Here is a 20,819-nt window from a genome sequence, read left to right as displayed (position 1 = left end):
AGGCTAATCCTTATCGCGCCTGGTGATGCCTATTCCGCCAGTTCGCGCAGGCTGCTCAGGAACGCCTGCTGCGCGCTGGTCATGTGCCAGTCGGCGCGCGTGGTGATGCCGATGGTGCGCACCGGCCCGGCATCGGGCGTGGCGATCGGCGCGATCATCCCCGCCGCGATCTCCGCCATCAGCTGGTCGGGCGACAGCACGGTCAGCCGGTCGGTCTCGATCAGGATCTGGCGGATCATCATCACCGATCCGGTCTCCAGCGTGACACGCGGCGGCGGCAGGCCAGCCTGGCGATATTGCTCGTCCCACACGTCGCGCAGCGGAGTGCCGGGCGGCGGCAGCAGGAATTCATATTCTGCCAGCGCGGCCAGGTCCGGCGCGGTGCCTTCCAGCGGATGGCCGGTGCGGGCGAAGACCTGCGGCCGGTCCTCGAACAAAGGTTCCTGCACAAGGTCGGGCTCCAGAAGCGGATCGCGCAGCGCGCCCAATGTGAAATCGATCAGCCCGTCGCGCAGCGGCTCGATCAGCTCGCTGCGCGATCCCTCGACGATGGCCACGCGGATGCGGGGGTGCGAGCGGGCGAAGCGCACGACCGCGGCAGGCAGCACGCGCGCGCGGGACAGCGGCATCGCGCCGATGGTGATGACGCGCGTCTCGCGGCCCTTCAGCGCCTCGACCTCGGACAATCCGGCCATCAGCTCGGCGCGGGCCAGCCGGAACGCGCGCACGGTGCGCAGCCCCGCCTCGGTAAAGACCAGCGTCCTGCCCCGCCGCTCGACCAGCCTGCGCCGCGCGGCGAGCGAGAAGTCCGCCACCGCCCGGTGCAGCGAGGGCATGGAAAGCCCGGTAACCTCCGCCGCGCCGGTATAGCTGCCCGCATCAGCCAGCGCGAGCAGTGCGCGCATCCGCGCCATCGTCACGTGCGAACTGCCGATCTGCCGCATCGCCGCCTCCACCCGCGGGGCCAGCAGCAGCGCGGGTTCGGTCGGAGCCATCCCCTGCGGCTTGCGGTCGAACAGAGCGGCGCCCAGCTGCCCCTCAAGCCGGGCGATCGCCTGGGTGATCGCGGGCTGGGTCAGGTTCACCTTGCCCGCCGCCGCAGCGATCGTGCCAAGCTCGACGATCTTGGCCATGGCATACAGGTGCCGCAGGTTCAGGCTCCACAGGTCCATCGTGCGAGCTTTAGCGAAAACTAATGGCTTCGCCAGCACTTCCGCGTTCTCTTTGGCGCGCGGCGGGGCTTAGGTGGCGCATCAAAGTGCACTCAAATGCCCAAGAAGGAGCAGGTAATGGCCGGAGTTGTGGTCCAGAACATCGAACGCGCGGCGCGCGACATCATCGACGGGCTGGCCGAATGCGGCGTCGCCACGGTGCACGAGGCGCAGGGCCGCACGGGCCTTCTCGCCAGCTACATGCGGCCGATCTATCCCGGCGCGCGCATCGCGGGCAGCGCGGTGACGATCAGCGCAGCGCCGGGCGACAACTGGATGGTGCATGTCGCCATCGAACAATTGCAGGACAGCGACATATTGCTGCTCGCCCCCACCTCCCCTTGCGAGGACGGCTATTTCGGCGACCTGCTTGCCACCAGCGCGCAGGCGCGCGGCTGCCGCGGGCTGGTGATCGATGCGGGCGTGCGCGACGTGAAGGATCTGACCGAGATGAACTTCCCCGTCTGGTCCAAGGCGGTCTTTGCGCAGGGCACGGTCAAGAACACGCTGGGCAGCGTCAATGTGCCGGTGGTCTGCGCCGGTGCGGCGGTGAACGCGGGCGACGTGATCGTGGCCGATGACGACGGCGTGGTCTGCGTGCCCCGCGAAAAGGCGGCCGAAGTGCTGGAAGCCGCCCGCGCCCGCGAAGCGAACGAGGCGGAAAAGCGGGAGAAACTGGCCTCAGGCGTGCTGGGGCTCGACATGTACAAGATGCGCGAGCGGCTTGAGAAGGAAGGGCTGAAATATGTCTGATCCCGCCCCGCTTGCGGGAACCGGCGGGTCTGCGCCCGTCATGTGGGTGCGCGGGGGCACGTCGAAAGGGGCCTATTTCCTGAAGGACGACCTGCCCGCCGACGCCGGGGCGCGCAACGCGTTCCTGCTGCGCGTGATGGGGTCGCCCGACCCGCGCCAAATCGACGGAATGGGCGGCGCCGATCCGCTGACCAGCAAGGTCGCGGTCGTATCCAGATCACGGCGCGAGGGGATCGACGTCGATTACCTGTTCCTGCAGGTCTTCGTCGACCAGGCCATCGTGTCCGACGCGCAGAACTGCGGCAACATCCTGGCGGGCATCGGCCCCTTCGCGGTCGAACGCGGGCTGGTCGCCCCGACCGGCGACGAAACGCGCGTGTCGATTTACATGGAAAACACCGGACAGGTCGCGGTCGCCACGGTGGAAACGCCCGGCGGCGCCGTCAACTATGCCGGCGATGCGCGCATCGATGGCGTCCCCGGCAGCCATGCGCCCATCCCGCTGGAATTCCGCGACACGGCGGGATCGTCCTGCGGCGCGCTGCTGCCCACCGGCAATCCGGTCGACCAGGTCGAAGGCGTGGCCTGCACGCTGATCGACAATGGCATGCCCTGCATCGTGTTCAAGGCGGAGGATGTCGGCGCCACCGGCTATGAAAGCCGCGAGGAGCTGGAAAGCGACGCCTTTACCCCCATCCGCCAGAAGATCGAGGCGATCCGACTGGCCGCCGGTCCGCTGATGAACCTGGGCGATGTCACCGAAAAGAGCGTGCCCAAGATGACGCTGGTCGCCCCGCCCCGTAATGGCGGCGCGGTGACCACCCGCGTGTTCATCCCGCACCGTGCCCATGCCTCTATCGGCGTGCTGGGCGCGGTGACGGCGGCGACCGCCTGCCTGGTCAAGGGTTCGCCCGCCGCCGATGTCGCCGTCATTCCCGAAGGACCGCGCAAAACCCTCGCCATCGAACATCCCAGCGGAGAGATGAGCTGCGTCCTGGAGGTCGACGAGGCAGGCGATGTCGTTTCAAGCGCGCTTCTGCGCACCGCGCGCAAGCTGATGGATGGGACCGTCTATGTCTGATCGTATCGTTTCGTGGCACCCGGCCCCGTCGAAGCCGAGCTACACCCCTCCGCCCGGCGCGGTCGACGCGCATTGCCACGTGTTCGGCCCGATGGCCGAGTTCCCCTTCAGCGCGAAGGCCAAATATCTGCCGCAGGACGCGGGCCCCGACATGCTGTTCGCGCTGCGCGATCATCTGGGTTTCTCGCGCAATGTCATCGTGCAGGCCAGCTGCCACGGCACCGACAATGCCGCGACGCTGGATGCCATCGCCAGGTCCGGCGGAAAAGCGCGCGGCGTGGCGGTGGTCGATCCCGCGATCTCGGCGGACGAGCTGGCCGCGCTGCATGCGGGCGGCATTCGCGGCATCCGCTTCAATTTCCTGAAGCGGCTGGTCGACAATGCGCCCAAGGACAAGTTCCTGGAAGTCGCCGCGCGCCTGCCCGAAGGGTGGCACGTCGTGATCTATTTCGAGGCCGACATATTGGAGGAAATGCGCCCCTTCATCGACGCCATTCCGGTGCCGGTCGTGATCGACCACATGGGGCGCCCCGACGTGACCCAGGGACCGGACGGACCGGACATGAAGGCGTTCCGCGCGCTGCTGGACAGCCGGGACGACATCTGGTTCAAGGCCACCTGCCCCGAACGGCTGGATGCCCGCAAGGAAGGCGGCATGGGCGATCCGTGGGACAATTTCGCCGCCGCGGTCGCGCCGCTTGTGGCCGATTACCCCGACCGCGTCATCTGGGGCACCGACTGGCCGCATCCCAACATGCAGGACGAGATTGCCGACGACGGCCATATCGTCGACATGATCCCCCGCATCGCGCCGACCGAGGAACTGCGGCGCAAGATGCTGGTCACCAATCCGATGCGGCTCTACTGGCCCGAGGAAAGTTGACGCTGCGGCGCTGGTCAGCCCTCCAGCGCTTCGCATGCCCTGACCAGCGCGGAATGGGCGCGGGCTTGCAGCGCATCGCCATAGCGGATCGTCGGGACCGCGATGCCGAACGCGCCGATCCGGCCGTCGGACAGGCGCACGCCGCGCCCGATGCTGCAAATGCCGGGCGTGCTTTCCTCCAGCGCGAGCGAGAAGCCCCGCTGCTGCACCATCGCGATATCCTCGCGCAGGGCGTCCGCCCCGGTGATGGTCCTGGGCGTCGCCTGCACGCGGCGGCCCTCGGTCTCGGCCAGGTAGCTGTCCAGTCGATCGCCGGGCAACGCGGCCAGGATCGCCTTGCCGCCCGCCAGTACGTGGAGCGGCTTGCGCTCGCCCGGGTCGATCGCATAGCGCAATGCCTGCGCGCTGGCCGCCGTGGCGACGATGCGCGCTTCCCACCCGTCCAGCACCATGAACGAGGTCGTCTCGTCGATTTCCGCCGTGATCGCGCGCACGATAGGCGCGACCCGCTCTTCCAGCGGCAGGCTGGCATTGGGCGTGCGCAGCCGCTCAAGGCTGGGCCCCGGCAGATAGCGGCGCCCGTCGCGCTGCAGATAGCCGCGCTCGCACAAGGTGGCGAGCAGATAGGACAGGCTGGACACCGGAATGCCCAGCCCCGCGGCAATGTCCTTTGCCGCCGCGCCCTGCCCGAACGCGACCACGAACTCGATCACGTCGAGCGTGCGCAGCGCGGACTTCACGGGATTGGGCGAGGAAAGGGTCATGGCGTCAGAAGCTAAGCGAGCCCCGCCGCCGCGCAAAGAGCCAGCGTCCGTCCTTCAACACGAAACGGTCGTGGAACGACCCCAGCCTGGGCGGACCGTCGGGCGTGAACAGCGCCATCGCGCTGACGCCGGTCGCCTCGGTGGGCGACAGGACGTCGATCACGACATTGCTGCACAGATGCCGGGTCTTGCGCGCGGGCCGCGCCTTGAACGCGGCCAGGATCGCGGCGCGGCCGACGATCGGCTCGTCCGGGCTGGTCGGCCGCGTCATCGATCCGTCCTCGGCATAGAGAGCGGCGATTTCTTCCCACCGCGCCTCGTCGTTGAGGTTCGCGTAGAGCGCGATCAGCCGGGCACATTCATGTTCGATCATTATGCGTTCGGCGGGGGTCATAGGCGCGCTCCGGCCAGATCGGCGCCCTCGCGCAGCGCCATCAGCTTCTTGCGCGTCACCAGCGGGTCGATCTTGCCATAACCGGCAAAGGTGCCGAAGCCGCAATCGGTGCTGGCGATCACCCGGTCCGCCCCGACGATCCCGGCGAAGCGCTCGATCCGCTGGGCGATCAGTTCGGGATGCTCGACATAGTTCGAACAGGTATCGATCACGCCGGGGGCAAGCACCTTGTCGCCGGGAATGCTAATATCGCGCCAGACGGTCCATTCATGCTCGTGCCGCGGGTTGGCGCCTTCGAACAGGATGGTCGCGGGCCGCGCCTTCAGCACGGTGCCGACGATTTTCTTCAGCGCGATGTCGTGATCGTGCGGACCCTCGTAATTGCCCCAGCAGACGTGCATGCGCATCTTTTCGGGCGGTATGTTCGCGGTCGCGGCGTTCAGCGCCTCGACATTGGCTTCGGCCACTTTCAGGAACGCCGCTTCGTCCAAGTCCTGATAGCCGGTATGCCTGCTCATCGCGAGGTCCGGGCAATCGAGCTGCAGCAGGAAGCCCGCCTCGACGATCGTTTCGTATTCCTCGCGCATGGCATCGACCAGCGCGGCCAGATAGCTCTCGTGATCCGGGTAATGGCGGTTGACCTGGAACGCGGTGATCAGCCCCGGCGATGCGGCATTCAGAAACGCCTGCGTCCCCGCGCCATGTCTGTCCAGCGCCGCGCGGAAGCGGCGGATGTCGTCGTGCAGCGGCTGCAGCGTCACCAGCTCGACCGGGCCGATGCAGGATGCGCGGACGAATTCCTGGCTGCCCATGATCGCCGACAGCTTCTTCGCCAGCCCGGGCACTTCGGCAAGATCGGCGGCGGGCCTGCGGTCGGTGTGCCCGCCGAAACCCGACAGACGCTCGATCATGTAGGTCGAATAGCCGACCTTGCCCAGTTCGCCGTCGCTGACCACGTCGATGCCGCATTCCTTCTGCAGGGCGACGACATCCTCCACGGCCTTCGCGACGACGCGGTCGAACGCCTCGGCGTCATAGCTTTTCCCGGCATCGCGGGCGAGCAGCAGGGGAGTCAGTTCCTCGCCGCGCGGCATGGACCCGACATGGGTCGTCCTGATGTGCGTCATCGTCCGTCCTCTTGCGAATTCGTCATGACGATCTCTACCCCCGCCATGCCGCGCGTGATCGCGAACGGCTTGTCGATGGCGACGCGGGCCCGGTGCACGCCGCTCATCGCCAGGCATTGCCGGGCCAGTTCCTGCGCGAAGGTCTCGATAAGCGGGATATGTACCGCGGCCAGATCCTCGGCGGCGGCGGCGATGCGGCGATAGTCGACCGTGTCGCCGATGCCGCCGATCGGGCGCTGGTCCAGTTCCAGCTCCACGGTAATGACCAAGGGCTGGCGGCGGCCGATCTCGTCCGGGTTGATGCCGATGTCGGCCAGCAGCGGCAGGTCCCTGACCCGCACGCTGGTCCGGCAGGCGGCGGCGGGATCGCGGCTGGCGGGATCAAGCATCGCGGGCCATCCTTGCGGCGCGCACGGTGTTCGACAGCAGGCAGGCGATCGTCATCGGCCCCACCCCGCCCGGCACGGGCGTCACCGCGGCGGCATGAGCCAACTCGTGCGTCGCGCAATCACCCAGCAGCCGGGTGGTGCCATCGGGTTCGGTCACGCGGGTGATGCCGACGTCGATCACCACCGCGCCCGGCTTCACCCAATAGCCGCGCACCAGATGCGGAACGCCCGCCGCCGCGACGATCACATCGGCCTGCCGCGCGATGTCGGGCAGGTTGCGGGTCTCGACATGGGTGACGGTAACGGTCGCTTCCCGCTCCAGCAGCAGCATCGACACGGGCTTGCCGACGATGTTCGACTTGCCGATGACCACCACGTCCAGACCGCGATAATCGTCGATCACCGTGTCCAGCAGCATCATGATGCCCAGCGGCGTGCATGGCACCAGCCCGCCGGTTCCGGACGACAGCCGACCGACATTGACCGGGTGGAACCCGTCGACATCCTTGTGCGGGCTGATCCGGTCGAGCACCAGCGCGGCATCGATGCCCTTCGGCAGGGGCAGCTGGATCAATATGCCGTCGATGGCCGGATCGGCGTTCATCCCGTCGATCAGCGACAGCAGCGCGGCCTCGTCGGTGTCCTCGGGCAGGCGGTGCTCGATCGAGGTGATGCCCGCCTTGCGGCACTGCGCGATCTTGCGCCCGACATAGACCTCGCTGGCGGGATCGCTGCCGATCAGCACGACCGCCAGGGCCGGAGCCTTGCCATGATCGGCGACGATCCGCTCGACCTCGCGGCTGGTCTTCTCCAGCAGTTCGGCGGCGATGGCCTTGCCGTCGATCAGCCTCGCCTTGTCCGGAACTGGTGCGGCCGCCATCATCCGTCTCAAGCCTTGAACACCACCGTGCGCCAGCCGTTCAGGAACACACGCCCGTCAAGATGGTGGCGCACCGCCGTCGCCAGCACGCGGCGTTCGATGTCGCGGCCCTTGCGGACCAGGTCCTCGGGCGTGTCGGCATGGCTGATCGCCTCGACGTCCTGGTGGATGATCGGCCCTTCGTCGAGGTCGGCGGTGACGTAATGCGCGGTTGCGCCGATCATCTTCACCCCGCGCCGATGCGCCTGGTGATAGGGCTTGGCCCCCTTGAAGCCGGGCAGGAAGGAATGGTGGATGTTGATGCAGCGCCCCGACAGGAAAGCCGCCAGATCATCCGAAAGGATCTGCATGTAGCGCGCCAGCACCACCAGTTCGGCACCCGATTCCTCGACGATGCGCTTGATCTGCGCTTCCTGCTGCGGCTTGGTGTCTTTGGTGATCGGCAGGTGGTGATAGGGCACATCGCCGATCATCGTGATGTTGAGCACGCTCTTCGGGTGGTTGGACACGATGCCCACCACATCCATGTCCAGCTCCCCGATGCGATTGCGATAGAGCAGGTCGCCCAGGCAATGGTCGAACCTGCTGACCATCAGGAGGACCCGGCGCGGCCTGTCCTTGCGGCGCAGTTCCCATTCGGCCTGTTCGGCCAGGGGCTGCGCCGCGAAGGCATCGCGCACCGCATCCTCGTCCGCGGCCTCGAACTCGACCCGCATGAAGAAGCGGTCGTTGTCGCGGTCGTTGTACTGCTGCGCGTCGACGATGTTGCAGCCCTGCGCCGCCAGCAATCCGGCGACATCCGCCACCAGCCCCTTGCGATCGTTGCATTGCAGGGTGAGGATACACAGGTTCACGCCATCATTCTCCCGTCTTGTTCGCTTGTCGCCGCGCCGCAATCAATGGGTGCGGGCGTATTCGTTGATCCAGGCCACGGTTTTGGGCACGCCCCCGAAGGGATAGAAGTGCAGGCGCACCGGCCCATGCTCCGGCGTCAGCCCCTTTGCAATCGCGTCGACTAGCCGGTCCGGCCCCGCCGTGCCGATCAGCTTGCCGATGGAGATACCGTATTTCGACAGCACCGTGGCCGATGCGCCCACCCCGCAGCGCGCGGCAAAGCGCATCAGCGTCTTGATCCCGGCAGGACCGGGCACGCCCAGGCGCACCGGATCGTGAATTCCGCGGCGGCGCAGTTCCAGCACCCAGTCCAGCACACGGTCCGCGTCGAAGGCGAATTGCGTGACGATCAGCGGCGCCATCCCCCGCGCCTCTATCATCGCGCATTTATCGTGCAGCACCTGCCAGCATTGCTGCTCGGTCATGTAGGGATGGCCTTCCGGGTGGCCCCCGATGCCGATGGCGGTGATGCCCGCGCGCTCGAACGCGCCGCTGCCGATCAGGGCCGAGCTGTCGTCGAAGGGGCCCTCGGCCTCGGTCGGGTCGCCCGCGATCACGAAGCAGCGCTTCACATCCGCCTGGTCGACGACGGCCTGCAGATAATCCTCGAACTCCTGCGCGGAGGCGATCCGGCGGGCCGAGAAATGCGGCATCGGCTCGAACCCAAGCTCGCGCACCGCCCTGGTCGCGGCGATGCGGGCGGCGAAATCCTCGCCGGGAAGGAACGTGATTGCGACCGGGTGATCCTCGGGGATGCCGGGCGCCGCCTCGCGCAGCGAATCCACGTCCTTGGCGGTGATCTCGATCGAGAACCCGTCGGTCATGACCCGGGCCGGGCGGTCCCAGTTGGGATGGATCTGCGGTTTGGACATTCGCTCTCTCCATGACCGCCGGCTGCGTTGCCCCGGCTGCTGCGGGCCATTCTCCGGCTTTGACGAATTTTCCTCTAGCGCATCGAAGTTTGTTCGGATAGTTGAAATATTCATGGATACGAAGTTTTCCTCGACTGCTCCCGTCGCGATCCTGCCGGGCCTCATGTGCGATTCGCGCATGTTCGGCGCGCAGCTTGGCGCGGGGGCGCAGGTGGTGGACGGCTTCTATGGCGGGGCAAGCAGCATGACCGGCATGGCCGATTATGCGCTGGCGCGTCTGCCCCTACGCGCGGTGCTGGTCGGCCATTCGATGGGCGCGCGCGTGGCACTGGAGATCATGCGGATCGCGCCCGAACGCGTCGCCGGCATCGTGCTGGCCGACACCGGCGTCCATCCGGTGAAGGAGGGTGAGCGCGAAAGACGCCATGCCCTGCGCGACCTGGGGCGAGAGCGCGGCATGGACGCGCTTGTCGACCGCTGGCTGCCGCCGATGCTGGGCAGCAGGGCCCGGGCCGACGCCGCGCTTTACGGCAGCCTGCGGTCCATGTGCATCGATGCGGGGATCGGCGTTTATGAAGCCCAGGTCGAAGCCCTGCTAAGCCGTCCCGCGCTGGACGATGTGCTGGCGGCCATCGCCTGCCCTGCGCTTTCCGTCACGGGAGAGGAAGATGCATGGTCCCCGCCCGCCCAGCACGATGCCATCGCCGACGCCATTCCCGGCTGCATGCGGCGCGACGTCGCTGAAGCGGGCCACATGCTTCCGGCCGAAAGGCCGCAAGAATTCAACGCCGTGCTGCGCGAGTGGCTGGCCGCGACGAACACCTGAATTTCCGTTTCCGATTGCCTTAGGAGAGGTTCCAATGACTGACCAATCGCTTGAACAGAAGCTGGCCGATGCCGGCGATACCGTCACCTTCCTGCGCAACCAGCAGGTCGGGCCCAACGTCTATCCCGGCGTTCCGGGCGAATTTTCCAACTGGCGCGACGAACAGCGCGCCTGGGCCGAGACCGCCGTGCTCTTCAACCAGTCGTATCACATGGTCGACCTGCTGGTGACCGGCCCCGACGCGTTCGAGATGCTGTCCTATCTGGCGCCCAACAGCTTCAGGAACTTCAAGCCCAACCAGGCCAAGCAGTTCGCGCCCGTCACGCCCGAAGGCTATGTGATCGGCGACGTGATCCTGTTCTATCTGGAAGAGAACAAGTTCGAGCTTGTCGGCCGCGCGCCGTCGATCGAATGGGTGGAATTCCATGCCGCGACCGGCAAGTGGGATGTTCAGGTCGAACGTGACGAGCGCACCGCCGCCCGTCCCGAGGCCGAGAAGGGCTATCGCCGCAACTACCGCTTCCAGCTCCAGGGCCCCAACGCCATGAAGATCCTGGAAAAGGCGATGGGCCAGACCCCGCCCGACCTCAAGTTCTTCCGCATGGCGCCGATCATGATCGACGGCGCCGAAGTGCGCGCATTGCGTCACGGCATGGCCGGCCAGCCGGGTTACGAGCTGTTCGGCCCGTGGAAGGATTACGACACGGTCCACTCCGCGCTGTTGAAGGCGGGCAAGGACGACGGGCTGACGCTGGTCGGCGGCCGCACCTATTCGTCGAACACGCTGGAATCGGGCTGGATCCCCTCGCCCCTGCCGGCGGTCTATACCGGCGAAGGCACCCGCGAATTCCGCGAATGGATGAAGGGCAAGTCCTATCCCGGCATGTGTTCGCTGGGCGGGTCGTTCGTGACCGACAATATCGAGGATTACTACCTCACCCCGTGGGATCTGGGCTATGGCCACATGGTCAAGTTCGACCACGATTTCATCGGCCGCGAAGCGCTTGAGAAAATGGACAAGCAGCCCAAGCGCCGGAAGGTCACGCTCGCGCTCGACAACCAGGACATCGTCCGGGTCATGAGCTCGATGCTGCAGACCGGCGACAAGGCCAAGTTCCTGGAATTCCCCAGCGCGGTCTATGCGATGCACCCCTATGACGCGGTGCTGAAGGACGGCAGGAACGTCGGCATCTCGACCTGGATCGGCTATACCGTCAACGCTGGCCGCTTCCTGGCGCTGGCCATTCTGGACGAAAGCGTGGCCGAGCCCGGCACCGAGGTATCGCTGCTGTGGGGCGAACCCGATGGCGGCACCAGCAAGCCCACCGTCGAACCGCACGTCCAGACCGAGATCAAGGCCGTGGTCGCGCCGGTTCCCTATTCGGAAGTCGCCCGCGACAGCTATGCCGAAGGCTGGCGCTCGAAGAACTGATGCCCTGAACTGAAAGGGGACGCGCGGCGATGTGCCGCGCGTCCCCCCTTTTTTATCCAGCCAGGCCGATCAGACAGGCAGGCCGACATAGTTTTCCGCGATCGACGTCTGCGCCGCGCGGCTCGAAGCGATATAGTCCAGTTCCGCCACCTGCATCGCGCGTTCGAAATCGCCGTCCTCGGGGAAGCGGTGCATCAGCCGGGTCAGCGACCAGCTGAAGCGTTCCGATTTCCACACCCGGGCCAGCGCCTTGTCCGAATAGGCAGCGATTCCATCGGCATCGTTCTTGCCGAAGAAGGCGCTCAGCGCCTCTGCCGCGTAATAGACGTCGCTGGCCGCCAGGTTCAGCCCCTTGGCGCCCGTCGGCGGCACGATATGCGCGCTGTCCCCGCACAACAGCAGCGATCCGTGGCGCATCGGCGCATAGACATAGGACCGCAGCGGCGCGATGCTCTTCTCGATGCTGGGCCCGCGGGTGATATGGGCCGCAGCCTCGGGGCCGAGGCGGATGGCCAGCTCGTCCCAGATGCGCTCGTCGGACCAGTCCTCGATCTTCTCGGTCAGCGGCACGTCGATGTAATAGCGGCTGCGCGTGTTCGACCGCATCGACGCCAGCGCGAAGCCGCGTTCGTGGTTCGCATAGATCAGCTCGTGGTTGCAGGGCGGCACGTCGGCCAGGATGCCCAGCCAACCGAACGGATAGACGCGCTCGAAATCCTTACCCACGCTGGCGGGGATCGCCTGCCGGCTGGGGCCGTGGAAACCATCGCAGCCCGCGATGAAGCGGCAATTGACGCGCCGGGGCGATCCGTCTTTGGTAAAGGTGACATGCGGGTTCGCGCCGTCGATGTCGTGCAGCTCGACATCCTCCGCGCCATAGATCACCTCGAGCCCGCGCCCGGCGCTGGCTTCCATCAGGTCGCGGGTCAGCTCGGTCTGGCCATAGACCATGACTTCCTTGCCGGTCAGCTCCTTGATGTCGATGCGGATCAGCCGCTCGCCATCAGCCAGGTTGAAGCCGTCGTGCGGCAGCCCCTCGGCCTTCATCCGCTCGTCGAGGCCAAGGCGCTTCATCAGATCGACGGTGACCTGTTCCAGCACCCCGGCGCGGATGCGGCCCAGCACGTAATCGCCCGTCCGCCGTTCCAGCACGACGCAATCCACGCCCTCCTGCGTCAGCAGATGGCCCAGCAGCAGGCCCGCAGGGCCCCCGCCGATGATGCAAACCTGTTTCTTCATGGCTGTTACCCTTCGGACAATTCCTCTTGCCCTTATTGTGCCACCCGGCCCCATGTTTCGAAGGGACAGGCCGGAAAATGTCTGGTACTTTCCCGACATGAAGAACCCGCCCGCTCCGGTCCCGCGCTATGCCCTGCTGGGCGAAGAACCCGGCCACGGGCACGAGGAACTGGTGCATTGCGAGACGATTGCCGCGCGCAGTATCCGCTATGACTGGGAAATTCCGCCGCATCGCCATCCCGCGCTGTGCCAGCTACTGCTGGTGTTTGACGGACAGGCGCGGATCGCGCTGGACTTTCACGCGACGCAGCCGGCCGCCCCCTTCGCGCTGGTCGCGCCCAGCGGGGCGGTGCACGCATTCCGCTTCAGCCCCGATGTCGACGGGCTGGTGCTGACGCTGTCGAACACGCTGGTACAGGCGCTGTCGGGGGACCAGGCGCTGGCCGACATGGTGCACACGCCGCGGATCGCGTCGCTATCGCCCGACATTGCGGCCCGCGTCCGCGCGGTGGGCCAGCAGATCCTGCTCGCCGCCGGTGCGGCACCCGCGCGCGAGATGCTGCGCCGCACGCTGGCCGAAGCGTTGCTGCGCATCCTGGCCGAGGATGGCGCCGGGCCGGAACGCGACCACGGCGACCGTCTGGTCACGCGCTTCCAGTCGCTGGTCGAGGCGCATTGCCGCACGCAGCGCAGGCTGGAATTCTATGCCGCGGCATTGGGCTGCACCGAACGCACGCTGACGCGCCGGGTGCGCGCGGCGCTGGACGTCAGTCCGATCGAATTCGTCAACCAGCGCCTTGCCGCGGAAGCGACGCGGCTATTGCGCTTCACCAATGCCGGCTGCGCCCATGTGGCGGAGGAGCTGGGCTTTGACGACCCATCCTATTTCTCGCGCTTTTATCGTCGGATGACCGGCCGCACGCCCAGCGAGATTTCCGGGCGCGAGCCGGGCTGACGGCCCCGTCATGGCTGATACGCCACGGGTGATACACGACGCCATATCGTTGAAAAACCGCTCCCCCGCGTGCATGCCGCCTGCAAGCCTGTCGGATTTGGGATCGATCTATGAAATGCGTTGCGTGCCAGTCGGATGATTTCATCGACCGCGGCAAGTACAAATATGTCCACGGCGACGCATGGCAGAAATATGCCCCCGCGCTGCGGCTGTTCGAATGCCGCAACTGCCACACGACGCAGGTCGATCACGAACGGCTGAACCTGCAGAAGATCATCGAATATTACGGCGGCTCCTATCGCGGCGACGGGCATTCGGCGACCTCTGCCGGCGGGTTCGAGAAAAAGGTGAAGCGCGGTCTCGGCCTCGCCCGGCTCGCCGACAAATATCTCGATCGTGCCCCGCGCGAGTTCTATGAATTCGGCGCAGGGCATCTCGCCAATCTGGAAGCCGCGCGCAGGCTGTGGCCCGATGCCAGGCTGCTGTGCGACGATGCCGACAAAAACGCGATCAGCGGCAGCGATAGTGTGGAATATGTCCCGCTGGATCAGCTGGACCGCAAGGTCGACGTGCTGCTGATGTGCCATGTGCTGGAACATCTGATCGACCCGGTGGCCGAACTGCGGCGGCTGGCCGGCTATATCGCGCCGGGCGGCATCCTGCTGATCGAGGTGCCGAACAAGCCCTGGCTCAGCGTCAACGGGCAGAAGTCGCACGATCCGCACATCACCTTCTTCACCCGCGATTCGATCGCGCTGATGTTCGAAAAGAACCTGTCCGACGTGCTTCAGGTGAAGGAGACCGGCACCTCGGGCGAGATTGCGGATACGGGATTCAAATATTTCATAAAGGAGAACCTGCGCTTTGCGAAAAGGCGGCTCACCAAGCTGACGAAGATCGACGTCACCAACCCGGTCGCCGCGCCCGAATGGGTGTTCGAAACGCGGCCCGACGACAAGGGCGCGACGCTAAGGCTGGTGGCGACGAAGCTTTAGCGGACGCATCGCCCCCCCTGTTTGCAGCTGCGTCAGCGGCGGAACGCCAGGCGAAAGCTCCACCAAAGCAGTCCGGCCGTCAGCGCGCTGATGATCGCGCCCCACACCCAGAAGGGCAGGAACAGCACCTGCGCGATGGCGGCGGTATCGGATAGCTGGCCCGGCCCCACGCCGCCGCGGCTGAACAGATAGTCGAATTGCCGCCATACGCTGATCCCCGCCTGCACGCCCAGGAACTGGATCGCGAAATGGCGCACCGCCGCCGATCCTTTCCACGCGATGGCGAGAATGGCGATGCCTAGCGGCGGCAGCACCAGCCAGCCGGTCAGCGACCGGACCCAGACCAGCGTGCTGACCAGCAGCACCGCGCCCAGCACGGCCAGCGCGATCCGCGTCGCCCGCTGGCTTCGCGACGAGACGATCAGTCCCGCGCCCGCGATCGCCGGGCCCAGCGGCCCAAAGGCCGAGATGATCGCATCGGTCACCCGGAAGCGGTCGGCAGGCAGCAGAAGCTGCGCCACGCCCGATCCGTTCGAATAGATGATCAGCCGCTCGAACCTTGCGCCAGAGGCAAGGGCGGCCAGCCCGTGCCCCATCTCGTGAAACCAGGTCGCCAGGATGGTGAAGGGATACAGCGCGAACGCCCCGATATGCGTCTGCCACAACAGCACCGAGAACACGGCGATGGCGACAAGCAGGCGCGCACGCTCGTGCCGGCTCTTCTCGTCGGTGGGTGTCTGCATCGGCTCCTCGGGCTCCCTGCCCTGATGGCGGGAAGGGGCAGGGTATCGGGCGCGGGCGGAAAAGCAATCGCGGCGGCCTAGCCGTTGTCCCTGAACCCCGGATAAAGCGCCATGCCGCCGTCCACGAACAGCGTCGTGCCAGTAATGTAATCCGCCTCGTCCGAAGCGAGCCACACGGCGGCGCGTGCGATATCCTCCGGCTGGCCGATCCGGGCATAGGGGATCAGCTGCAGCAGCTTTTCCAGCGATTCCTCGCTGTCCCAGGCTTCCTTGTTGATCGGCGTCTGGATCGCGCCCGGCGCGATGGCGTTCACGCGGATCCCCTCGCCCGCGACTTCCTGCGCCAGCGAACGGGTCAGCATGCGGATCCCGCCCTTAGCCGAGGCATAGTTGACGTGCCCGGCCCAGGGGATGATCTCGTGAACCGAGCTCATGGCGACGATGGCACCGGCACTGCGCGCGGGGCGCCCCTCGGCAGGCTGGCGGCGAAAGCGTCGCACCGCCTCGCGCGCGCACAGGAACTCGCCGGTCAGGTTAAGCTCTATAACGGTGTTCCAGTCGGCCAGCGACATGTCGGCGATCGCGGCGTCCTTCTGGATGCCCGCGTTTGCGACGAGGATGTCGACCCGCCCGAATTCGGAGCAGGCCTCGTCGAACAGGCGGATGACGTCCTTTTCCTTCGACACGTCGGCCTTGACCGCGATGGCGCGCCCTCCCCGCTCGCGAATGGTGCCGACCAGCGTCTCGGCCGGTTCGGGGTGGGAGTGGTAGTTGATCGCCACCGCCGCGCCAGCGTCGGCCATCGCCTCGGCAATGGCCAGGCCGATGCCCGAACTGGCGCCCGTGACGATGGCGGCGTGGTCGTCGAGTCGGGTCATGGCAGTCGGTTCAGGGATTGGGGCACGTCATTCGCCTTTCTGTCGGATCGGTGGCGACCTTTGGCCTGCCTGAACAAAGCCAACCCGGCAAAACGCGAAACGTGCCGAAAGACACGCGGATCTTGCGCTATTCGGCCAGTCCCAGCGCGTCGAGGTCGACGGTGGCGGCGGCAAGGTCGGCCTGGGCGGCGGCGATGCGGGCCTTGGCGGCGATCAGCTGGATCTGCGCGTCGGTCGCGGTTTCCTCGCGCTGGTTGACCAGGAAGAAATTGCTCGACCCCAGCTGGAAGCGCCGCCGCTCCGCCTGCGCCAGCTCCAACGCAAGCTCGTATTCCTGCTGCGCGGTCTCGACCAGCTGCTGCGCGCCTTCCAGCGCGATGCGCATCGTCTCGACCTCGTTCTCGATCCGGTCGCGCAGGAATTGCTGCTGGATCGCCAGCTCGTCCAGCTTCGCCTCCTGCTCCAGCACGCGCCCGCGCGCTGCGCGGTTCTGTAGCGGCACCGAAAAGCGGAAACCCACGATGGTCTCGAGCGGGGAGCGGCTCGGCCCGCCCAGCCCCCGGTCGCCGATGTCCTTGGCCACTTCGCCCAGCAGGTCGAAACGCGGCTTCATCGCATTCTCCGCGAGCGCAAGGCTCAGCACGGACTGGTCGATCTGCGCCAGCAGGCTCTGCAGTTCGGGCCGCTGGGTCAGGCGAAAAGCAGGGTCGACCGACAGCAGCGCCAGCGCCTCGGCATCCTGCGGCAGGCGGTCGGCGCCCGGCGTGATCGGATTGCCGTCCAGGTCGCGATAGAACAAAGACAGCCGCACCGCCGCGGCCTGGAACGCCTGCTCCGATTCGATCACCCGCGCGCGGCGGCGGACCAGGTTCTGCTCGTTCTCGGTCCGCAATATGCGCGGCTGCGCGCCCAGCGCGACCTGCCGGTCGATCCCCCCGGTGCGGTCCTGCGCCAGCCCCAGCAGCTCGCGATAGGCGCGCAGCCGCAGCCCCGCCGCGACCCAGTCCTGATAGGCCTCGATCGCGCGGCTCTGCACGCCGATGGCGGCGGCCTCCGCCTCGAACCGGGCGATGTCGATGCCGCGCGCCGCGATCGAGCGCTGCGCCCGCCGCTCGTCGATCAGCCGGTCGCGCAGCAGCGAATAGAGCGCGCCGATCTTCAGCTCGCCCAGCTCGTTGGTAAAGGCCTTGTCCTCGTAGATCGGGAAATCGCCCCGGCTGATGCGGTAGCCGCCATAGGCATAGCCACCATTGGTCGTGAAAGGCTGGTTGACCTCCCCGTCGACCACCGTGCCGCCGTAATAGCCGGTGACCCGGCTGCGCCCCTCGACATCGAAGACGGTGTCGAACGCGCCCTCGGCCCGCAGGGCGGTGCCCTGCGCCTGCCGGATGCGGGCCAGCGCCTCGATGATCTGGGGCGCGGTGCGGGCCGACCGGCGCAGCAGCTCGTCGATGGTCAGCGGCCCGGCCTGCTGCGCGTCTGTTGGCACGTCGGCCTGCGGTATTGGCGCAGCGACGTCTGGCGCGGCGATGGGGGCGGCCGCATCCTGCGCCATCGCCGGCACCGCGCAGGCAGCGGCGGCGACGAACCCGGCCATCAATCCCTTCGCGATCCCGATCAAGAGGACGAACCCCACCCGCTGCCCGGCTCGGACGTCTCGCTCGCCGTGCGGTCGTATTGCAAGGGGAAGTCGTTCAGCTGGCGCCAGATCTCGAACCCGACGGTGACGGTGTTGCCGCGGATCCAGCCCACGACATTGCTGCCCTGCCGGACATAGCGTTCGCCCGGCCACGGACGTTCGGCACCGGGCAGGGGTTCCACGATGACCCGGAACTGGCCATTGGGACCAGCGACCGGATCGATCGTGCGCACCTGTCCGTCATAGACGCCATAGACCAGGTTGGGCCAACCGCTGAACTGGATCGCGGGAAAGCCCTCGAACTCAAGCCTGACGGGGCTGCCGCGTTCGATGATAGGCACGTCGCGCGCGTCGACATACAGCTCGACCGCGCGCTGGACCTGTTCCGGCGCGATCACCGCCAGCACGGTGCCGGCATCGATCAGCTGCCCGCCAAGCTCGCCGTTGACCTGCTGCACCCGCCCTTCGCGCGGGGCGAGCACCACCTGTTCGGAACGGCGATTGATCTCGGTCTCGATCCGGTTGATGGCGGCGCGCGCCTCCGCGATAGTGGCGTCGGCCTCGGCGATGCGGATCTGCGACTGCTCGTATTCGCGGCGCGATGCCAGCCCTTCTTCCAGCAGCTGGCGCGTGCGCCCGACATCGATCGCCGCGACCTGCCGCGCCTGCTGCATCGCGGCGATCTCCGCCTCAAGCTGCGCGCGCTCGGCGCTCAGGCGCGAGAGCAGGCCGGGATCTACATCGACCACGCGCGCGATGGGATCGCCCGCTTGCACCTGGTCGCCATCGCTGACGAAAAAGCGTTCGACCCGCCCCTCGATCACCGATGTCACCTGCCGGGGCCGATCGTCGGGATCCAGCGAGACGACCTTGCCCATGCCCTGTGCGGTCTGCACCCAGGGCACGAACAGCAGCGCAACCACAAGCACGAAGCCCAGCCCGATCAGCCAGGCCATCACCACCGCGATGCGCGGCGGGCTGAGCGAGGCGAGCGTCTTGAAATGCTGCCGGTTCTCGGGACGCTCAGGCATCCTGATGCTCCCGCTCGGCCACATATTGCCGAAGGTCGCCGTGGCTGGCGAAGCGGCACTGCTCGCGGTTGCCCAGCCACATATAGGCGTCGAGCGCGATCGCCTCGGGCCGGCGGGTGGACAGCAGCACGGTCGTGTCGCTTTCCCGCAGCCGGGCGAGTGCCGCCTTCAGCCGTTCGACCGGCATCATGTCGAACAGTTCGGACATCAGCAGCACCTTGGGCCTGCTGAGGATCGCATTGGCAAGCTTCAGCTGCATCACCTCGGCAATGGTCAGCGGCGCACCGGACGAGGACAGCAGCGTGTCGAACCCTTCGGGCAGGGTGGCGACCCGGCGGCCCAGCCCCACGGTGTCGAGCGCCATCATCATCGCCTTGCTGTCCCCCTCGTCCACCGCGAGCGTCAGATATTCGCGGATCGTCACCTCGACGATGGTCGGCCGGTTCAGCACCGTCACGGCAGAGCGCAGCAGGTACATGTCGAACGTACCCAGATCGCCCTTGCCGATCAGCACCTGGCCCCGGTCGGGCAATATGTGCCGCTTCAGCAGGCCCGCCAGCACGCGCTCCAGCCCTGGCTCCACCACCGCGACGACCTGCTCGCCGCCGGCCATCGCGAAGGACAGATGCGCCACGCCATGCACCACCTCGCGCATGCGGACGGACCCGTCCGACGGCTCCTCGCCCGAAGCGCGATTGCTTTCCTGCGGGATCGAGAACAGCAGCGACAGCTCCTCGGAACTGGCGGCCATGTCGTAGAAGGTGTCGAGATACCAGCCCAGCTGCGAGATGCCGTAGAATACGCCTGACAGGATCAGCTCTGCCGCGACCAGCTGGCCGATCGACAGCTGCCCCTGGATGATCAGGTTCCCGCCAAGCGCCAGCAGCCCCGCGCTCGCCAGCGCGTACAGCAGGAAATAGGCGACCGCCTGCGAGAAGCTGAAATGGAAATAGCTTTTGTGCGCGTCGATATAGGCGGCGGTCACGCGCTCCGTCCGGTCCATCGCGAACCCGACATAGCGGCTGGACTTGTAGAAGCCGTTCGACCCGCCGACGCTTTCCAGCCAGTGCGCGGCATTGTGCTTGGCATGCGAAAGCCCCACCGCGCCCGTTACCGCGCCGCGCCGCCACAGCAGCCAGATCAGCAACACCAGCGTCACCAGCACCATGTTGAAGGCCAGGAAGAACGGGTGGTAGAAGCTGGTCACCGCCAGCCCCACGATCGCCTGCAGGATGATGGTAAAGGCCCCGATCACCAGGCTGGGGATCGATTTCTGCAGCACCGGCATGTCGAAATAGCGGTTGAACAGATGCCCGCTGTTCGCGTCCGAGAAATAGGGATTCTGCGCGTGCACAGCGCGCACCGTGATCTCGGCCACCACGCGCGCGAAGATCCGCCGCTCGAACATGGCCATGACATACAGGCGCAGCGCGCTGAGCCCCGCCACCACCAGCAGCAGGAACAGCAGCACGAGCGACAGGGTCCACAGCGGCGCGGGCAGGGTCGTGCGCGCGACGCTGTTGATCAGGACCTGGACGGAAATCGGCGTCGCAAGCGACAGCAGGGTAATGGCGACGGTATAGACGATTCCGATGCGGATATAGGCGTAATCGGGCCCGATGATTTCCGCTATCCACTGCGCGGCGTCACGTAAACCCAGTCTTTGTCCCGCCACAGCAGCTCCTTGCAGATCGCACCTTTTCGCAGGCGCGGTACATACGGAGTGATCGCCTGCGCCAAAAGCCGGATTAATGCGGTAAACTGTAATTTATTGTTTCCGGTCCACCCGCGGCCCGCCGCCCGTGCTGCCAAGGCACGGTGCAGGCCGCTGGC

General features: G+C 66.7%; 21 protein-coding genes. 7 read left to right on the top strand and 14 right to left on the bottom strand.

What is annotated here, in order from left to right; genetic code table 11:
- Positions 1 to 29: 29 nt before the first annotated feature.
- On the bottom strand, positions 30 to 1,172 hold the full coding sequence (locus A9D14_RS17160; RefSeq protein ID WP_066850574.1) for a LysR family transcriptional regulator: 1,143 nt from the start codon (positions 1,170 to 1,172) through the stop codon (positions 30 to 32).
- Positions 1,173 to 1,289: 117 nt separating this feature from the next.
- On the opposite strand from A9D14_RS17160, the gene ligK reads away from it, so the two are divergent.
- The 3 genes from ligK to A9D14_RS17145 are packed head-to-tail and all read left to right on the top strand — an operon-like array spanning position 1,290 to position 3,928.
- Entirely contained in the window at positions 1,290 to 1,964 is a 675-nt protein-coding gene (gene ligK, locus A9D14_RS17155) for a 4-carboxy-4-hydroxy-2-oxoadipate aldolase/oxaloacetate decarboxylase (RefSeq protein ID WP_066850728.1), read from the top strand.
- Positions 1,957 to 3,045, top strand: a complete 1,089-nt coding sequence (locus A9D14_RS17150; protein ID WP_066850573.1) for a 4-oxalomesaconate tautomerase — start codon at positions 1,957 to 1,959, stop codon at positions 3,043 to 3,045. The genes ligK and A9D14_RS17150 overlap by 8 nt, the downstream gene beginning before the upstream one ends.
- Positions 3,038 to 3,928 carry an amidohydrolase family protein gene (locus A9D14_RS17145; protein ID WP_066850572.1) on the top strand — a complete coding sequence of 297 codons (891 nt, stop codon included), beginning with the start codon at positions 3,038 to 3,040 and terminating at the stop codon, positions 3,926 to 3,928. Before A9D14_RS17150 ends, A9D14_RS17145 begins: the two co-directional genes overlap by 8 nt.
- Before the next feature lie 14 nt (positions 3,929 to 3,942).
- Here the strand turns inward: A9D14_RS17145 and A9D14_RS17140 are convergent, their stop codons facing one another.
- The 7 genes from A9D14_RS17140 to A9D14_RS17110 are packed head-to-tail and all read right to left on the bottom strand — an operon-like array spanning position 3,943 to position 9,248.
- The gene (locus A9D14_RS17140; protein ID WP_066850571.1) at positions 3,943 to 4,692 is read right to left on the bottom strand and encodes an IclR family transcriptional regulator; all 750 of its coding nucleotides are present in this window, start codon (positions 4,690 to 4,692) and stop codon (positions 3,943 to 3,945) included.
- A 4-nt stretch (positions 4,693 to 4,696) separates the two neighbouring features.
- Positions 4,697 to 5,086 (bottom strand): nuclear transport factor 2 family protein, encoded by a 390-nt coding sequence (locus A9D14_RS17135; RefSeq protein ID WP_066850570.1) that lies wholly within the window; start codon positions 5,084 to 5,086, stop codon positions 4,697 to 4,699.
- Positions 5,083 to 6,213, bottom strand: coding sequence for a cobalamin-independent methionine synthase II family protein (locus A9D14_RS17130; protein WP_066850569.1), 1,131 nt, complete (start codon positions 6,211 to 6,213; stop codon positions 5,083 to 5,085). The genes A9D14_RS17135 and A9D14_RS17130 overlap by 4 nt, the downstream gene beginning before the upstream one ends.
- Positions 6,210 to 6,602 (bottom strand): dihydroneopterin aldolase, encoded by a 393-nt coding sequence (locus tag A9D14_RS17125; RefSeq protein WP_066850568.1) that lies wholly within the window; start codon positions 6,600 to 6,602, stop codon positions 6,210 to 6,212. Before A9D14_RS17125 ends, A9D14_RS17130 begins: the two co-directional genes overlap by 4 nt.
- Positions 6,595 to 7,485: a bifunctional 5,10-methylenetetrahydrofolate dehydrogenase/5,10-methenyltetrahydrofolate cyclohydrolase gene (locus tag A9D14_RS17120; RefSeq protein WP_185886073.1), complete on the bottom strand. Its 891-nt coding sequence runs from the start codon at positions 7,483 to 7,485 to the stop codon at positions 6,595 to 6,597. The genes A9D14_RS17125 and A9D14_RS17120 overlap by 8 nt, the downstream gene beginning before the upstream one ends.
- 5 nt (positions 7,486 to 7,490) lie before the next feature.
- The gene (gene purU, locus A9D14_RS17115; RefSeq protein WP_066850726.1) at positions 7,491 to 8,336 is read right to left on the bottom strand and encodes a formyltetrahydrofolate deformylase; all 846 of its coding nucleotides are present in this window, start codon (positions 8,334 to 8,336) and stop codon (positions 7,491 to 7,493) included.
- A gap of 42 nt (positions 8,337 to 8,378) precedes the next feature.
- On the bottom strand, positions 8,379 to 9,248 hold the full coding sequence (locus tag A9D14_RS17110) for a methylenetetrahydrofolate reductase (protein ID WP_066850567.1): 870 nt from the start codon (positions 9,246 to 9,248) through the stop codon (positions 8,379 to 8,381).
- A gap of 112 nt (positions 9,249 to 9,360) precedes the next feature.
- On the opposite strand from A9D14_RS17110, the gene A9D14_RS17105 reads away from it, so the two are divergent.
- The gene (locus A9D14_RS17105) at positions 9,361 to 10,074 is read left to right on the top strand and encodes an alpha/beta fold hydrolase (RefSeq protein ID WP_066850566.1); all 714 of its coding nucleotides are present in this window, start codon (positions 9,361 to 9,363) and stop codon (positions 10,072 to 10,074) included.
- A gap of 34 nt (positions 10,075 to 10,108) precedes the next feature.
- Complete coding sequence (gene desA / locus A9D14_RS17100; protein WP_066850565.1) at positions 10,109 to 11,506, top strand: syringate O-demethylase; 1,398 nt, start codon at positions 10,109 to 10,111, stop codon at positions 11,504 to 11,506.
- Between the two features lie 69 nt (positions 11,507 to 11,575).
- On the opposite strand, the gene pobA is transcribed toward desA, so the two are convergent.
- Positions 11,576 to 12,745 carry a 4-hydroxybenzoate 3-monooxygenase gene (pobA, locus tag A9D14_RS17095; RefSeq protein ID WP_066850564.1) on the bottom strand — a complete coding sequence of 390 codons (1,170 nt, stop codon included), beginning with the start codon at positions 12,743 to 12,745 and terminating at the stop codon, positions 11,576 to 11,578.
- Between the two features lie 97 nt (positions 12,746 to 12,842).
- On the opposite strand from pobA, the gene A9D14_RS17090 reads away from it, so the two are divergent.
- Both A9D14_RS17090 and A9D14_RS17085 read left to right on the top strand, forming a co-directional pair.
- Positions 12,843 to 13,700, top strand: a complete 858-nt coding sequence (locus A9D14_RS17090; RefSeq protein WP_066850563.1) for a helix-turn-helix domain-containing protein — start codon at positions 12,843 to 12,845, stop codon at positions 13,698 to 13,700.
- Positions 13,701 to 13,810: 110 nt separating this feature from the next.
- Positions 13,811 to 14,695, top strand: a complete 885-nt coding sequence (locus A9D14_RS17085; protein ID WP_066850562.1) for a class I SAM-dependent methyltransferase — start codon at positions 13,811 to 13,813, stop codon at positions 14,693 to 14,695.
- Positions 14,696 to 14,727: 32 nt separating this feature from the next.
- Here A9D14_RS17085 and A9D14_RS17080 read toward each other — a convergent pair whose 3' ends face one another.
- The 5 genes from A9D14_RS17080 to A9D14_RS17060 all read right to left on the bottom strand — a co-directional run bounded on the left by A9D14_RS17080 (position 14,728) and on the right by A9D14_RS17060 (position 20,661).
- Positions 14,728 to 15,438, bottom strand: a complete 711-nt coding sequence (locus A9D14_RS17080) for a M50 family metallopeptidase (protein ID WP_066850561.1) — start codon at positions 15,436 to 15,438, stop codon at positions 14,728 to 14,730.
- A gap of 77 nt (positions 15,439 to 15,515) precedes the next feature.
- Positions 15,516 to 16,316 carry an SDR family oxidoreductase gene (locus A9D14_RS17075; protein ID WP_066850560.1) on the bottom strand — a complete coding sequence of 267 codons (801 nt, stop codon included), beginning with the start codon at positions 16,314 to 16,316 and terminating at the stop codon, positions 15,516 to 15,518.
- A gap of 127 nt (positions 16,317 to 16,443) precedes the next feature.
- The gene (locus A9D14_RS17070; protein WP_232469023.1) at positions 16,444 to 17,913 is read right to left on the bottom strand and encodes a TolC family protein; all 1,470 of its coding nucleotides are present in this window, start codon (positions 17,911 to 17,913) and stop codon (positions 16,444 to 16,446) included.
- 20 nt (positions 17,914 to 17,933) lie between these two features.
- Positions 17,934 to 18,986: an efflux RND transporter periplasmic adaptor subunit gene (locus tag A9D14_RS17065; RefSeq protein WP_066850559.1), complete on the bottom strand. Its 1,053-nt coding sequence runs from the start codon at positions 18,984 to 18,986 to the stop codon at positions 17,934 to 17,936.
- Positions 18,979 to 20,661 carry an ABC transporter transmembrane domain-containing protein gene (locus tag A9D14_RS17060; protein ID WP_066850558.1) on the bottom strand — a complete coding sequence of 561 codons (1,683 nt, stop codon included), beginning with the start codon at positions 20,659 to 20,661 and terminating at the stop codon, positions 18,979 to 18,981. The genes A9D14_RS17065 and A9D14_RS17060 overlap by 8 nt, the downstream gene beginning before the upstream one ends.
- Positions 20,662 to 20,819: the final 158 nt, after the last annotated feature.

It is taken from the genome of Croceicoccus marinus (genome assembly GCF_001661675.2).
Lineage (GTDB): Bacteria > Pseudomonadota > Alphaproteobacteria > Sphingomonadales > Sphingomonadaceae > Croceicoccus > Croceicoccus marinus.
Note: the sequence above shows the minus strand (reverse complement) of the source record. Positions and strands in the feature narration are given on the sequence as shown.

Bases quoted from the DNA above. Each gene is read 5' to 3' on its own strand.
- A9D14_RS17140 (WP_066850571.1), bottom strand. From the start codon at position 4,692: ATGACCCTTTCCTCGCCCAATCCCGTGAAGTCCGCGCTGCGCACGCTC.
- A9D14_RS17135 (WP_066850570.1), bottom strand. From the start codon at position 5,086: ATGACCCCCGCCGAACGCATAATGATCGAACATGAATGTGCCCGGCTG.
- A9D14_RS17130 (WP_066850569.1), bottom strand. From the start codon at position 6,213: ATGACGCACATCAGGACGACCCATGTCGGGTCCATGCCGCGCGGCGAG.
- A9D14_RS17120 (WP_185886073.1), bottom strand. From the start codon at position 7,485: ATGATGGCGGCCGCACCAGTTCCGGACAAGGCGAGGCTGATCGACGGC.
- A9D14_RS17075 (WP_066850560.1), bottom strand. From the start codon at position 16,316: ATGACCCGACTCGACGACCACGCCGCCATCGTCACGGGCGCCAGTTCG.
- A9D14_RS17070 (WP_232469023.1), bottom strand. From the start codon at position 17,913: ATGGCCGGGTTCGTCGCCGCCGCTGCCTGCGCGGTGCCGGCGATGGCG.
- A9D14_RS17090 (WP_066850563.1), top strand. From the start codon at position 12,843: ATGAAGAACCCGCCCGCTCCGGTCCCGCGCTATGCCCTGCTGGGCGAA.
- A9D14_RS17160 (WP_066850574.1), bottom strand. From the start codon at position 1,172: ATGGACCTGTGGAGCCTGAACCTGCGGCACCTGTATGCCATGGCCAAG.
- A9D14_RS17150 (WP_066850573.1), top strand. From the start codon at position 1,957: ATGTCTGATCCCGCCCCGCTTGCGGGAACCGGCGGGTCTGCGCCCGTC.
- pobA (WP_066850564.1), bottom strand. From the start codon at position 12,745: ATGAAGAAACAGGTTTGCATCATCGGCGGGGGCCCTGCGGGCCTGCTG.
- A9D14_RS17110 (WP_066850567.1), bottom strand. From the start codon at position 9,248: ATGTCCAAACCGCAGATCCATCCCAACTGGGACCGCCCGGCCCGGGTC.
- A9D14_RS17145 (WP_066850572.1), top strand. From the start codon at position 3,038: ATGTCTGATCGTATCGTTTCGTGGCACCCGGCCCCGTCGAAGCCGAGC.
- ligK (WP_066850728.1), top strand. From the start codon at position 1,290: ATGGCCGGAGTTGTGGTCCAGAACATCGAACGCGCGGCGCGCGACATC.
- desA (WP_066850565.1), top strand. From the start codon at position 10,109: ATGACTGACCAATCGCTTGAACAGAAGCTGGCCGATGCCGGCGATACC.
- A9D14_RS17065 (WP_066850559.1), bottom strand. From the start codon at position 18,986: ATGCCTGAGCGTCCCGAGAACCGGCAGCATTTCAAGACGCTCGCCTCG.
- A9D14_RS17080 (WP_066850561.1), bottom strand. From the start codon at position 15,438: ATGCAGACACCCACCGACGAGAAGAGCCGGCACGAGCGTGCGCGCCTG.
- A9D14_RS17105 (WP_066850566.1), top strand. From the start codon at position 9,361: ATGGATACGAAGTTTTCCTCGACTGCTCCCGTCGCGATCCTGCCGGGC.
- A9D14_RS17125 (WP_066850568.1), bottom strand. From the start codon at position 6,602: ATGCTTGATCCCGCCAGCCGCGATCCCGCCGCCGCCTGCCGGACCAGC.
- A9D14_RS17085 (WP_066850562.1), top strand. From the start codon at position 13,811: ATGAAATGCGTTGCGTGCCAGTCGGATGATTTCATCGACCGCGGCAAG.